The following is a 13,189-nucleotide window of genomic DNA, read 5'->3' on the forward strand; positions in this document are numbered from 1 at the left end:
GGCAGCTGCTAAGCCAAAAGCGCAGATAATACTGGATGTCTTATCGAGCATTTTGGCAACACAGATGCCGTGCCGCAGCCGCCGAAGCGGTGCTTAAGCCGCTAGGCGGGAATTGTGCGGTGTTGCCCTTACACAAATGCCGCCTCCTTGCGGGCTTTGCTTTTAGCGGTTTCCGGGATCACATTGCCCTTTGGGCTCTCATAGTCTTTGGCAACCTGCTGCAAAATTGCGGTACGGCGTACAATGCCGATAAATACGTTGCGGTCATCCACCACGGGAACAAAATTCTGGTCAACGGCGGCGTTCAGCAAAGCGTGCATGTCAGTGGTAACGGGAACTGCCTTGTAATCCCGGCGGCGGGGGAAAGAGGCGATGGGGATATCCTCGCTGGCGTCAATATCCAGCCCGTGAATGCTTTTGATGCCCCATAAAATGTCGCCCTCGGTCATGGTACCCAGGTATTCGCCGTTGCGTTTTAATACCGGAATGGTGGCAAAGCGCTGGTTGGACCATTTTTCAAGGGTCTGGCGCAGGGTAAAATCTTCATAGATAAATAAAACGTCCTGTTTTGGCGTTAAAAAGAACAACAGATTCATGGCGGAAAATAACTCCTTTGCAGGTTATCTTGATGGAAAGGGAAAGCACTGTGTACGGCGGCTTTTGCTGCTCCCCGCATCTACTGCCGGGGCAGGCGTTAAAAGTACGACCTTTACTAATACTAAGTATACGCGCCGTTTGGGAGAACTTTGTGAATGGATTGTTAAAACCGATGTAAAAAATTAGGCTGCAAATTTTGTTCCCTTTTCGGCAGGGCTTTTTACAAAAAGCTCTGTTCAAACCGAAACAAATCGTGTATAATAGAATTGCGTTAGCTGTAACTGACGCACATGGAACCCGGCAAAAGGGTTAAACCCGAAGCTGGGAATTCATCTGTATTCCATAGGGAGGAACGCAAATGATCACACGAGTGAATCCTTTGGGACATATTTCGCTTACGAATGATTACTTCTCCGGCCTTGTGGCCGAAGCTGCCAAAAACTGTTACGGTATTGCCGCCATGGGCCAAAGCTCTGCCGCCAGCACAGTGCGCGAAGCGCTGCGCAACGGCTCCCTGCCCGAAAAAGGCGTTACCGTAAGCCAGCAGGAAGGGCGGCTGGTCATCACCCTGCACATCAAAGTGGGGTATGGCCTGAACATCGCTTCCATCACGCAAAGCATTACCCACCGCGTTAAAGATGAAGTTGAACATGCAACCGGCCTGAAAGTGGCCCGCATTGATGTGTTTGTTGATGATATCATTGACGAATAAAGCGGCGGGGGCCCCGGCTGGCATTTGCCCCGGCGGCTTGTTTCCCCAAAAATTACAATGAGGTGCAACTGTTAGAATGATTACTGGTAAGACACTGCGCGACGCCATCATTTCCGGCGCCAACAATATTGCAAATCAACGTACCCGCGTGGACGAGCTGAACGTTTTCCCTGTGCCGGATGGTGATACAGGTACCAATATGAGCATGACGATCGGCGCGGCCTTGAGCGAGCTGAACGCCATGCCGGATACCTGCACGGTGGCCGAAGCCAGCAAGAGCGCTGCTTCCGCCATGCTGCGCGGTGCGCGCGGCAACTCCGGCGTTATCACTAGCCTGCTGTTCCGCGGTTTTTCCAAGGCGCTGGCTGGTAAAACCGATGCCGAGGCCGCTGACTTGGCCAAAGCCCTGCAGATGGGCGTGGAAGCTGCTTACAAGGCGGTCATGAAGCCCACCGAGGGCACCATCCTGACCGTTACCCGCCTGGCTGCCGAGGCTGCCGTTGCCGCTGAAACCGACGATGTGCCGCAGCTGTGGGCCACCGTGTGCGAAGCTGGCCAGAAAGCTCTAGAGGACACCCCCAACCTGCTGCCTGTGCTGAAAAAGGCTGGCGTTGTGGATGCCGGCGGCCAGGGCATCATGCGGGTGTTTGAGGGCATGAAGCAGGTGTTTGACGGCGGCGAGATCGTTGCCGGTGCCGAGGTTGCCGCCAAGCCGAAGCTGGATTCCAGCGCAGCGGGCAAGGGCGTGTTTACCGACGACCTGATGAAGGTTGAGGATATCAAAAACGGCTACTGCACCCAGTTCCTGGTCCATAAGGATTCCGGAGCAAGCATCACCCGCCTGCGCGCTTTCCTGGAATCCAACGGCGACTCTGTTGTTGTGATCGAGGATGACGATGTGGCCAACTGCCATGTGCATACGGCTGACCCCGGCATGATGCTGAGCGAGGCCATCAAGTATGGCTACCTGACCAATTTTAAGATCGAGAACATGCACGAGCAGTTCCTGGCCCGCCAGAAGCAGGCCAAGGGCCTGGAAAAGCAGGCCGAAGCCGAGGAAAAGGCTGCCGAGACCGGCGCAAAGGAAACTTTTGTTTACGCTGCAGTTGACCCGGACCGCGCCTATGGCTTTGTTGCCGTGGCGGCGGGCGATGGACTGAAATCCGTGTTTGAGGACCTGGGCGTGGATGCCGTTGTTTCCGGCGGCCAGACCATGAACCCGGCAACCGAGGATATCCTGGCTGCCATCCAGAGCGTGCCCGCCAAGACCGTTCTGGTGCTGCCCAACAATAAAAACATCATCATGGCTGCCGAACAGGCAGAAAAGCTGGCTGACCGCAAGGTCCTGGTTCTGCCTACCCGTACCGTGCCCCAGGGCATGACCGCCATGCTGAACTTTGACCCCGAAGTCGCCCCGGAGGAGAACGCCGTCAACATGATGGCCGCCGCCGAAAAGGTTGCTACCGGCCTGATCACCTATGCCGCCCGCGACAGCGAGTTTGACGGCCGCCCCATCCGTAAGGGTGAGATCATGGCGCTGGAAAACGGTAAGATCGTTGCCACTGGCAGCGACATTACCAAGATGACCTACCGCCTGGCACGTTCCATGAAGAAAAAGGACAGCCAGTTCATCACCGTGATCTCCGGTGCGGAAGTCAGCGAGGAAGATGCCGAACGTACCACCGAACTGGTGCAGTCCAAATGCGGCTCCAGCGTGGAGGTCAGCCATATCCATGGCGGTCAGCCGGTTTACTACTATATGCTCAGCGTGGAATGATCCCGGCATAACGGACAAAACCATTCAAGGACGAACTTGTGCATCAAAACGCATGTTCGTCCTTTGTTTATAACCCTACCGGAAGGAGGTGCAGCCATGCCGGATATCAACAGCGACATCCAATACCTGAAGGGCGTTGGCCCGGCTTACGCCAAAAAGTTTGCCAAGCTCGGCATTTATACCATCCGGGATCTGCTGCTGCACTATCCGCGGCGGTATATTGATTATTCCCAGCCGTACACGGTAGTATCAGCGCCGTTTGATGTGGACTGCTGTGTAAAGGCAACGGTGCTGCAGCGGGACCCGGACCGGCGCATTAAAGGCGGGCGGATGCTCTCCCATGTGCTGGCAGGGGACGATACGGGAATGTTGGCGCTTTCCTGGTTCAACGCGCCCTATGCGGCGGAAAAGCTGGAACCTGGAACCGAATATTATTTCGAGGGCCGCGTTGGCGGCATGATGACCCGGCGGGAAATCCTGCACCCGCTTGTGCGCACCGAAGCCCAGGTTGCTGCGGCACCCCTGCTGCCGGTTTACGGAAGCACCGAAGGGCTGCCCGCCGCCCGCCTGACCCGCTGCGCCCAGCTGGCGCTGGAATATGTGGCCCAGCTGGATGACCCGCTGCCGCCAGAGCTGCTGACCCGCTACCGCATGCCGCCCAAAGCGGACGCTGTGCGGGCCATCCATGCCCCGCGGGACACGGCGGACGCCGCTGCCGCCCGCCGCCGTTTGATCTTTGAAGAATTGTATATCCTGCAGCTGGGCATATTTTTGATGCGAGGCCATGGCCGCAAAATTACCGGTGCCCCCATGCGGGAGCTGGACCTTGCGCCGTTCTGGCGCAGCCTGCCCTATGCACCCACCGGGGCACAGCGCCGCTCGGCGGAAGAAATCTGCCATGATCTGTGCGGCCAGACCCCGATGAACCGTCTGCTGCAGGGCGATGTAGGCAGCGGCAAAACGCTGGTGGCCGCTGCGGCCATCTGGTTTGCCGCGCAAAATGGCTGGCAGAGCGCCATGCTGGCCCCAACGGAAATTCTGGCCCGCCAGCACGCCGCCAACCTGGCCGACCGCCTGGAGCCGTTTGGCGTCAACGTTACCTTGCTGGTGGGTGGCATGAAAGCCGCCGAAAAGCGGGTGGCCCTTGCCGCCATTGCGGATGGCCGTGCCGGGCTGGTGGTTGGCACCCATGCGGTGCTGACGGACAGCGTGGTGTTCAAAAATCTCGGCCTTGCCATTGTGGACGAACAGCACCGCTTTGGCGTGCGGCAGCGCGGCATTCTGGCGGGCAAGGCCAACAACCCGCACCTGCTGGTCATGAGCGCAACCCCCATCCCGCGTACTCTGGGGCTTTTGATGTACGGGGATCTGGATATCTCCATCCTGGATGAGCTGCCCCCCGGCCGCAAGCCCATCAAGACCTGGTTCATCACTGGCAAAAAGCGCCGCGATATGTACGGCTTTCTGGAAAAACAGATCGCCGCAGGGCATCAGGTATATATCGTCTGCCCGGCCATTGAGGAAAACGAAATGGATTCCGGCATGAAAGCCGTCAAGCAGTATTACGAGCAGGTGGCCTGCCCGCTGCTGCCGGGGCGGCGCATCGGCCTGCTGCACGGCAAAATGAAGCCGAAAGATAAAGATGAAGTGATGCAGCAGTTCAAGGCCGGGGAGCTGGATGTGCTGGTCAGCACCACCGTGATTGAAGTCGGTGTGGATGTGCCCAATGCAACCGTAATGGTGATCGAAAATGCAGAGCGGTTCGGCCTTTCGGCACTGCACCAGCTGCGCGGCCGCGTGGGGCGCGGTGCGGCGAATTCCTGCTGTATCCTGATTTCGGATAACGAGGGAGAAGCGGTACGCCAGCGGCTGCACTTTTTGTGCCGCACATCGGATGGTTTTGCCGTTGCCAAGTATGACCTGGAAACCCGCGGCCCAGGCGACTTTTTCGGCGAGGCACAGCACGGCCTGCCCACCCTGCATGTGGCGGACCTTGTGCAGGATACCCGCACCCTGACCGTTGCCCAGCAGGAAGCCAAAGCCCTGCTGGCCCTGGACCCCAACCTGGCCAAACCGGAGCACAAAGCCCTTTCGGACGAAGTGGAGCGCCTGTTTGCCACAGCCGGGGCCATGAATTAGTCTTGACATCTTTATTTCCAATAAAAAACTGCCCAAATTATTTTTGATTTTTTTGTATAATCTCTTTTTTTTGCAGAAAGAATTTGCTATACTAAGGTTTAACCTGTATTGACACATAACTTTACAGGTTGGGCCGACAAACCAAAAAGGACATGCCATGAAACAATTCCTGTCTGCCTGCCTTGCGGTACTGCTGCTGGCGGTGCTGCTGGTCCTGCCCGCCGCAGCGGAGGAAACCGCCGATGCCCCCAACCTGACACCGGGATTTTCTGTTACCGCAGAGGCAGCCTATGTGGCTAACACCGATACGGGGCTGGTTGTTTATGAAAAAAACAGCGAAACCCCCATGGCCGCCGCCAGCCTGACCAAGCTGATGACCATGATCCTGATGCTGGAAAGCTACCAGGACCAGCTGGATACCATCAGCATTACAGCGCCGGGCTATATCTATGATTACCTGTACGGCAAAAATGCTTCCACGGCGGATATCTGGAAAGACGAGACCCATACCCTGCGCAGCCTGCTGTATGCCATGCTGCTACCCAGCGCCAACGAGGCAGCGTATATCGTGGCAGACTATATGAGCGGCAGCAGCATTGATAACTTTGTGGCCATGATGAACGATGAAGCTGCCCGCATCGGCTGCACCGGCACTACCTTTACTGACCCCTGCGGGCTGGATCCCGGCAACGTGACCACCGCGCGGGATGCCTACCTGCTGGTGCGGGTGGCTATGGGCTATGATGCCTTTGCCCAGGCGGCAGGGGAGGAAAGCTACCAGATGCCGGCCTCCACCAAGCATGATTCGCCCTATACCATCCTGACCAGTGATAAGCTGGTTTCGCCCAGCAGCAACTATTACCGCTCTTACACCAAAGGCGGCAAAACCGGCAGCCTGGATGACTGGCAGAATTTTGCGGGCTGGCACACCCAGGACGGCGAAACCTATGTCAGCGTGGTGCTGCACAGTCCCAAAACGGACGAAGACCCGCGCCCGGCGCTGACCGAAACCGCCGAGCTGATGGATTGGGCGTTCGCCACCTTTACCGTAACCGCGGCGCTGGATACCACCCAGCCCATCACCGAGCTGCCTATTGTGTATTCCTCCCAGACGGATACGGTAATGATCTACCCGGCGGATGATATGCAGACCCTTTTGCCGCGGCAGGGCGGGGCAGAGCTGACGGAAAAGATCTTTAATGTTCCGGAGCACCTCTCCGCGCCCATCAAGCAGGGCGATGTGGTGGGTACCGTTACCGTTACCATGCAGGGCGAAACCGTTGGCACGGTGGACCTTTTGGCCGGCAGCAGCGTGGACCGCAACGAGCTATTGTATACCATGGCGAAGGTAAAGGCTTTCTTTTCAAGCACTTATTTCAAGGTCGTTATTGTGCTTTGCATCATAGCGGCTGCTGTCTATGCGGTTTTGTGGGTGTATGTTATGCTGCTTACGGTGCGCCGTGTGGAGCAACCGACCCCAAAACGCAAAAATAAACCGAACGATTGAAATAAGGGCAATACCGCATAATTCTAAGTGCCGATACGGCGAGCGAGGTGCGGCAGCTGCTAGGCCAAAAGCGCAGATAATACTGGATGTCTTATCGAGCATTTTGGCAACGCAGATGCCGTGCCGCAGCCGTCGGAGCGGTGCTTAAGCCGTAAGGCGGGAATTGTGCGGTGTTGCCTAAGAAATAATGGCGGGCACCAGCCAGCCATAAGGGGGTACATTGTACTATGTTGGATGTAAAACGCAACCTGACAACCATGACGGATTTTTATGAGCTTACCATGTCGGCCGGCTACCTGGACGAAGGGTATAAGGATAAAATTGCCGTCTTTGATATGTTCTTCCGCAAGGTGCCGGACGGCGGCGGTTACGCCATTATGGCCGGCCTGGAGCAGTTCATCAACGCAGTGGACAGCCTGAAATTTACCGAGGAAGACATCAATTATCTGCGCTCCACCGGTGCTTTCAATGAGCAGTTCCTGGACTATCTGCGCAACTTTAAGCTGCACTGCAATATCTGGGCGATTGAAGAGGGCATGCCCATCTTCCCGCAGGAGCCCATTGTGACCGTAGAAGGCCCGGCTATTGAGTGCCAGCTGCTGGAAACCCTGCTGCTGGTCACCTTTAACCATCAGTGCCTGATTGCCACCAAGGCAAACCGCATCTGCCGCGCTGCCGCTGGCCGTCCGGTTATGGAGTTTGGCGCCCGCCGTGCCCAGGGGTATGACGCCGCCTACTTTGGCGCCCGCGCTTCCTACATCGGCGGCTGCGGCTCCACCTCCTGCGTGATGGCTGCCCGTGACTTCGGTATCCCGGCATCCGGCACTATGGCACACTCTTGGGTGCAGATGTTCCCCACCGAGTATGACGCATTCAAGAAGTATGCCGAGATGTACCCGGACAACTGCGTGCTGCTGGTGGATACCTACAACGTTCTGCGCCATGGCGTGCCCGATGCCATCAAGGTGTTTGACGAAGTGCTGAAGCCGATGGGCAAGCGCCCCAAAGGTGTGCGCATTGACTCCGGCGATATTGCCTACCTTTCCAAAAAGGCCCGCCAGATGCTGGATGCCGCCGGTTACCCGGACTGCACCGTCTGCGCTTCCAACTCTCTGGATGAATACATCGTGCGCGACCTGATTTTGCAGGGGGCCCGTGTGGACAGCTTTGGTATTGGCGAGAACATGATCACCGCCAAGAGCGACCCCGTGTTTGGCGGCGTGTACAAGCTGGCCGCAGTGAAAGAGGATGACGGCAGCTATACCCCCAAGATGAAGCTCTCCGAATCCGTGGAAAAGATGACCATTCCCTGCCTGAAAAAGGTATGGCGTATCTATGATGAGGACGGCAAAGCCCAGGCAGACCTGATCACTATGGCAGACGAAGTGGTGGACACCAAGAACGGCATTACCCTGTTTGACCCCATCGAGACCTGGAAGGAATGTACCTATGTCAACAGCACTGCCCGCTGCATTTCCACCCCGATCTATGAGAACGGCAAGCGCGTTTACACCAGCCCCAACCTGGCTGATATCCGCAAGTTCTGCAAAGCCCAGGTGGGCACCCTGTGGGACGAAGTAAAACGCTTTGAAAACCCGCACCGCTATTATGTTGACCTGAGCAGGAACCTGTGGGATACCCGCAGCGAACTGCTGAAGAAGCTGTCCAAATAAAATGCTGTAATTTTATTACAAAATGGTTACAAGCTGCGCCCCCTGCACATACTATGGCAAAGGATGACGGGGTCATTCTTCCATACTGTACAGGGGGCGTTTGTATGTCTGTTTGTTTCCACCGTCTGGCTGCGCCGGGGCAGCTGGTGCTGTTTGCCATGGGCGGTACCGCGTACCTTGCGCTGGAGATCGCCTGGCGCGGCACAACCCATTGGACGATGTTTTTGGCGGGCGGGGCCTGCCTTTGCGCACTGGATGCCCTCGGCCGCCTGCCACTGCCCACCCCGCTGCTGGCGGGGATCGGCGCGGTTGGGGTTTCGGTGCTGGAACTGGGCACCGGGCTTGCCTGCCGCCGTCTGCTGCATGTTGAGGTGTGGGATTACAGCCAGGAATGGGGCAACCTTGCCGGGCTTGTGTGCCCAAAATACACGGCACTCTGGTTCCTTTTGTGCCTGTGGGTGCTGGGTATGATGCGCTTTTTGCGCGGTTTTGCCGCCTATGTGGCCCGCACAAAGGCTTAAAGTACACTTTATCACCCTGCTTTTTCGTCTGCGAGGACTGGAAGTCCGGTTTATCGCCCTGGATGTCTGCTATAATAAAACCATAGGCAATACCGCATAATTCTAAGTGCCGATACGGCGAGCGAGGTGCGGCAGATGCCAAGCCAAAAGCGCAGATAATACTGGATGTATTATCGAGCATTTTGGCAACGCAGATGCCGTGCCGCAGCTGCCGGAGCGGTGCTTAAGCCGCAAGGCGGGAATTGTGCGGTGTTGCCCATAGCAAAGCAGAAAGGCAGGGGTTCCCATGACAGCACAATTCCGGTATGTAGCAGGCCACATTGAAGTTTATTCCGCAACGGGCGAGTTCCTTTTTTCCGCCGATACCATGCAGGAGGCATGGGAGGACTACCAAGACGAAATGTCCGCGTGACGCGTACAGATGAAGCTGCAAAATATACAAAATAACGAAATAGTTTATAATATACAAAAAACTTTTGTAAGATTGTACAAAGCGTGCATTGCAAAATCCCCCTGCGCTGGATATAATAAAGACAGAAAGGAGATGGGGTTGCAATGTTGAACCTTCGTTCGTTTGCAAAGTGGGTACGTGGTATTCTGGACAGTGAGGAAGCCTATAACCTGCCGGAAGATGTCTACAACGACGTGATCCCCTCCGGCGTTCATGACTTCTGCCGCTTCGACCGGGAGTACTAAGACGGTACCGTATCGTTCTCGACGATTGGACCCGCACACGGTAATGGTGCGCAGAAGGATGCGGCTCTGACCGGAATTTACCACGAATAGGGCATAAATAGGATATGGATGATTGATTCACCATAATACTGTTTGTTGCACCTTGAAACAAGCAAGCAGGCACCAGGCCACCCACCCGGTGCGCAGCCCCTCCGGCAATGGTTATGCCGGAGGGGTTGTTTTTTTTTGCAAAATTTAGTATCCTTAAAACGTATTGCTTATTGCAGGGTACAATTTTGCACCCCAAAACGATTGTGAGGTACGCCGTGGAACTGACCCCTTACGCAATTTTTGATATGGATGGCACCCTGTTGTGCTCCACCGGCATGTGGGACCATGTAACGGACCGCATCCTTGCAAAATATGGCAAAACCATCACCCATGAACAGCGCATGGCCAACATGACCCTTACGGTGGAAGGAACCGCCGCGATGTTTGTGCAGCAGCTTGGCGTGCCGCTGACGGAGCCTGAATGCGCAGAGCTGATCCGTGCCGAAGCGCGGTACGGCTATGCGCAGGAAGCCACCGTAAAGCCGGGCGTTGAGCAGGTGCTGGCAGCCATGCACGCACGCGGTATGCGCATGTGCGTGGCATCCGGCACCGAAACACCGCTGATCGAAGCCGCGCTGACCTCCCACGGGCTGATGCGCTGGTTTGAATTTGCGGTGGACTGCAAGAACCCTGACGGCAAAAAGAAGCCGGATGTATATCTGGATGCTTTGCACCGTTTTGGCGTGCAGAACCCCGTGCAGGCAACCGTGTTTGAGGATTCCCCCGTGGGGATTGCCACCGCACGCGCCGCCGGTTTCGCCACCGTTGGCATTTATGATGAACCAATGGCAGAGTTCTGGCCGCAGATTACCCAAACGGCGGATTTTGCCAGCCGCACCTGGCAGGACTGGCTGCAAAATGTGCAGCAGACCGGCCCCGCACCCCGCAAATAAGCATGAAACTATAAGGGCAATACCGCATAATTCTAAGTGCCGATACGGCGAGCGAGGTGCGGCAGATGCTAAGCCAAAAGCGCAGATAATACTGGATGTCTTATCGAGCATTTTGGCAACGCAGATGCCGTGCCGCAGCCGCCGGAGCGGTGCTTAAGCCGTCAGGCGGGAATTGTGCGGTGTTGCCTAAGAATTGAGGCCTGTTATGAAGCTGATCACCTTTACCGTACCGTGTTATAATTCCGCAGCCTATATGGACCGCTGCGTAGAAACGCTGCTGCCCGCCGGGGAGGAGGCCGAGATCATCCTTGTAGATGACGGCTCCAAGGACGACACCGGCAAAATTGCCGATGCCTATGCTGAAAAATACCCCAACATCGTCAAGGTCATCCACCAGGAAAACGGTGGCCATGGCGAGGGTGTCAACCAGGGCATCCGCAACGCAAGCGGTATGTACTTCAAAGTCGTGGACTCTGACGACTGGCTGGATGCCGAAGCTCTGCAAAAGATCATGCAGACCTTGCGCGGTTTTGCCGCCATGGAGCAGCCGGTGGACCTGCTGATGTGCAACTATGTGTACGAGCATGTGGTGGATAACACCCACCACACCGTCAGCTACAAGAGTATTCTGCCGCAGGACCGTGTGTTTTCCTGGGATGAGATCGGCCGTTTTCCGCCGAGCCAGAACATTTTGATGCACACCGTCATCTACCGCACCCAGATCCTGCGTGACAGCGGCCTGGAGCTGCCCAAGCATACCTTCTATGTTGATAACGTGTTCGTCTACCAGCCGCTGCCGCTCTGCCAGCGTCTGTACTATATGGATATTGACCTGTACCGTTACTTTATTGGCCGTGATGACCAGAGCGTGAATGAGAGCGTGATGGTCAAGCGCGTGGACCAGCAGTTGCGCGTGACCAAGATCATGATCGACGCGGTGGATCTGTATGCTCTGCCGGAAAGCCAGAAAAAGCTGCGCGCCTACATGTTCAACTATCTGTCCATGATGATGGCGATCTCCAGCGTGTTCCTGACGATGGATGGCCGCCCGGAGGCTTTTGAAAAAAAGACCGAGCTGTGGCAGTACCTGAAAAACCACGATGAGCGCGTGTACAACAAGTGCCGCTATTCCGTCGCCGGTGCCTGCAACCTGCCCGGTACGCTGGGTCACAAGATCACCCTGTGGGGCTACCATGTGGCACAAAAAATCTTTAAGTTCAACTAAATAATAACAAGCAACGGGGGACTGCCTGGCAGCTCCCCGTTGTTTGTTATTACAGGATTTAGGGCAATACCGCATAATTCTAAGTACCGATACGGCGAGCGAGGTGCGGCAGATGCCAAGCCAAAAGCGCAGATAATACTGGATCCTGCAAAGGTGAGCGCCGCCAGTGGCGGAAACAGCGAACCGAAGCAGGGGCAGCGGTCGCAGAGTGCGAGGGGCTTTTGCCCCCGAAGCACGATGCGGGTACCGCAACCCGACATTATCGAGCATTTTGGCAACGCAGATGCCGTGCCGCAGCCGCCGGAGCGGTGCTTAAGCCGCAAGGCGGGAATTATGCGGTATTGCCTTAGAGCATAAAACAAAAGAGAGGATATCACCGTGAAAATAGCCGAAGTTTCTGCCCGGCCCCCGCAGCTGGTCCAACAGCTGGTGGAGGTATGGCAGCGCTCTGTGCAGGCAACCCACCTGTTTTTGTCTGTGCCGGAAATTGCCGCTATCCGTACTTATGTTCCGCAGGCCCTGTGCGGGGTGGAACACCTGATTGTTGCGCAGGATGAAAGCGGCACACCGGTCGGCTTTATGGGCGTGCAGGAGAACCGGCTGGAAATGCTCTTTCTGGACCCGGAGGCGCGCGGCCAGGGCCTTGGTGCCCGCCTGCTGTGCCTTGGCATGGAGCAGTACGGCGTGAGTGAGCTGACCGTGAACGAGCAGAACCCGGCGGCAGCCGGTTTTTACCGGCACATGGGCTTTGCCGTATACCGCCGCAGTGAGCTGGATGAACAGGGAGGCCCGTACCCGATTTTGTATATGCGGCGGGGGTAAAGCACTGCTCGGCATTGCCCTACGGGGCGCGCGCCAAAATTCTTTCTATTCTTATGGCGTGCAGGCCTGTTTCGTGTTATACTGTATTATATATTTATAAATGGAAAGGCAGAGAGTTATCATGTATCAGCAAGGCGATAAAATGCTGGAAGTGCGGGAGCTGCTTGTAAAAGCGTTTGCTACCGCGTGGAAAAACAGCGACCAAAGCACCGACCGCGATACTTACATCAACAGCAGCATTACCGTGATCGATTCCATGCAGGTGCAGCCGGAAATGATTTACGCCGAAGAAGGCCAGGGCCTGACCGACGGCGAGGAACTGGACCACCTGGCAGACCTGGTGCGTGCCGATGGCACCTGGGTGTATTACGGCGTTCCGGCGGAGAACTTTTTTATTGTTACCTGGATGCCGGATGCCGAAGCAGCTGAAGCTAAGATTGCCGCCCTGCGTGAGGAAGGCGATTGTGTGGCCTGCTGCGTAGACCTTGCCGAAGAATGGAACTTTGGCTGATAAACCGCCGTGCGGCTGAAATACTT

At 56.2% G+C, this 13,189-nt stretch carries 13 protein-coding genes; 12 read left to right on the forward strand and 1 reads right to left on the reverse strand.

The window, feature by feature from the left end:
• Positions 1-128: 128 nt before the first annotated feature.
• Entirely contained in the window at positions 129-596 is a 468-nt protein-coding gene (locus PG062_RS05615) for a CBS domain-containing protein (protein WP_270751532.1), read from the reverse strand.
• Positions 597-955: 359 nt separating this feature from the next.
• Here PG062_RS05615 and PG062_RS05620 point away from each other — a divergent pair, with 359 nt between their 5' ends.
• The 12 genes from PG062_RS05620 (at position 956) to PG062_RS05675 (ending at position 13,163) form a co-directional block, all read left to right on the forward strand.
• Positions 956-1,309, forward strand: coding sequence for an Asp23/Gls24 family envelope stress response protein (locus PG062_RS05620; protein WP_114000827.1), 354 nt, complete (start codon positions 956-958; stop codon positions 1,307-1,309).
• Between the two features lie 76 nt (positions 1,310-1,385).
• Complete coding sequence (gene fakA, locus PG062_RS05625; protein ID WP_270751533.1) at positions 1,386-3,086, forward strand: fatty acid kinase ATP-binding subunit FakA; 1,701 nt, start codon at positions 1,386-1,388, stop codon at positions 3,084-3,086.
• 96 nt (positions 3,087-3,182) lie between these two features.
• Complete coding sequence (recG, locus tag PG062_RS05630; RefSeq protein ID WP_270751534.1) at positions 3,183-5,225, forward strand: ATP-dependent DNA helicase RecG; 2,043 nt, start codon at positions 3,183-3,185, stop codon at positions 5,223-5,225.
• 157 nt (positions 5,226-5,382) lie between these two features.
• Complete coding sequence (locus tag PG062_RS05635) at positions 5,383-6,732, forward strand: D-alanyl-D-alanine carboxypeptidase family protein (protein ID WP_270751535.1); 1,350 nt, start codon at positions 5,383-5,385, stop codon at positions 6,730-6,732.
• A gap of 227 nt (positions 6,733-6,959) precedes the next feature.
• Positions 6,960-8,405, forward strand: a complete 1,446-nt coding sequence (locus PG062_RS05640; RefSeq protein WP_270751536.1) for a nicotinate phosphoribosyltransferase — start codon at positions 6,960-6,962, stop codon at positions 8,403-8,405.
• A gap of 104 nt (positions 8,406-8,509) precedes the next feature.
• Positions 8,510-8,926 carry a putative ABC transporter permease gene (locus PG062_RS05645; protein WP_158538905.1) on the forward strand — a complete coding sequence of 139 codons (417 nt, stop codon included), beginning with the start codon at positions 8,510-8,512 and terminating at the stop codon, positions 8,924-8,926.
• Between the two features lie 286 nt (positions 8,927-9,212).
• Positions 9,213-9,338, forward strand: coding sequence for a hypothetical protein (locus PG062_RS05650; RefSeq protein ID WP_256359671.1), 126 nt, complete (start codon positions 9,213-9,215; stop codon positions 9,336-9,338).
• Between the two features lie 143 nt (positions 9,339-9,481).
• Positions 9,482-9,622, forward strand: a complete 141-nt coding sequence (locus PG062_RS05655) for a hypothetical protein (RefSeq protein WP_158538904.1) — start codon at positions 9,482-9,484, stop codon at positions 9,620-9,622.
• 305 nt (positions 9,623-9,927) lie between these two features.
• Complete coding sequence (locus tag PG062_RS05660; RefSeq protein ID WP_270751537.1) at positions 9,928-10,605, forward strand: HAD family hydrolase; 678 nt, start codon at positions 9,928-9,930, stop codon at positions 10,603-10,605.
• A 205-nt stretch (positions 10,606-10,810) separates the two neighbouring features.
• Positions 10,811-11,830, forward strand: coding sequence for a glycosyltransferase family 2 protein (locus tag PG062_RS05665; RefSeq protein WP_270751538.1), 1,020 nt, complete (start codon positions 10,811-10,813; stop codon positions 11,828-11,830).
• Between the two features lie 378 nt (positions 11,831-12,208).
• Positions 12,209-12,652: a GNAT family N-acetyltransferase gene (locus PG062_RS05670; protein ID WP_270751540.1), complete on the forward strand. Its 444-nt coding sequence runs from the start codon at positions 12,209-12,211 to the stop codon at positions 12,650-12,652.
• Positions 12,653-12,773: 121 nt separating this feature from the next.
• Positions 12,774-13,163, forward strand: coding sequence for a hypothetical protein (locus PG062_RS05675; protein ID WP_113998920.1), 390 nt, complete (start codon positions 12,774-12,776; stop codon positions 13,161-13,163).
• Positions 13,164-13,189: the final 26 nt, after the last annotated feature.

The sequence above is a fragment of the Gemmiger qucibialis genome (assembly GCF_027689445.1).
GTDB lineage: Bacteria > Bacillota > Clostridia > Oscillospirales > Ruminococcaceae > Gemmiger > Gemmiger qucibialis.

What these genes read in the sequence shown, in the direction of transcription:
- PG062_RS05615 (WP_270751532.1), bottom strand. Translation starts at nt 596, where the DNA reads ATGAATCTGTTGTTCTTTTTAACGCCAAAACAGGACGTTTTATTTATC.
- PG062_RS05620 (WP_114000827.1), top strand. Translation starts at nt 956, where the DNA reads ATGATCACACGAGTGAATCCTTTGGGACATATTTCGCTTACGAATGAT.
- fakA (WP_270751533.1), top strand. Translation starts at nt 1,386, where the DNA reads ATGATTACTGGTAAGACACTGCGCGACGCCATCATTTCCGGCGCCAAC.
- recG (WP_270751534.1), top strand. Translation starts at nt 3,183, where the DNA reads ATGCCGGATATCAACAGCGACATCCAATACCTGAAGGGCGTTGGCCCG.
- PG062_RS05635 (WP_270751535.1), top strand. Translation starts at nt 5,383, where the DNA reads ATGAAACAATTCCTGTCTGCCTGCCTTGCGGTACTGCTGCTGGCGGTG.
- PG062_RS05640 (WP_270751536.1), top strand. Translation starts at nt 6,960, where the DNA reads ATGTTGGATGTAAAACGCAACCTGACAACCATGACGGATTTTTATGAG.
- PG062_RS05645 (WP_158538905.1), top strand. Translation starts at nt 8,510, where the DNA reads ATGTCTGTTTGTTTCCACCGTCTGGCTGCGCCGGGGCAGCTGGTGCTG.
- PG062_RS05650 (WP_256359671.1), top strand. Translation starts at nt 9,213, where the DNA reads ATGACAGCACAATTCCGGTATGTAGCAGGCCACATTGAAGTTTATTCC.
- PG062_RS05655 (WP_158538904.1), top strand. Translation starts at nt 9,482, where the DNA reads ATGTTGAACCTTCGTTCGTTTGCAAAGTGGGTACGTGGTATTCTGGAC.
- PG062_RS05665 (WP_270751538.1), top strand. Translation starts at nt 10,811, where the DNA reads ATGAAGCTGATCACCTTTACCGTACCGTGTTATAATTCCGCAGCCTAT.
- PG062_RS05675 (WP_113998920.1), top strand. Translation starts at nt 12,774, where the DNA reads ATGTATCAGCAAGGCGATAAAATGCTGGAAGTGCGGGAGCTGCTTGTA.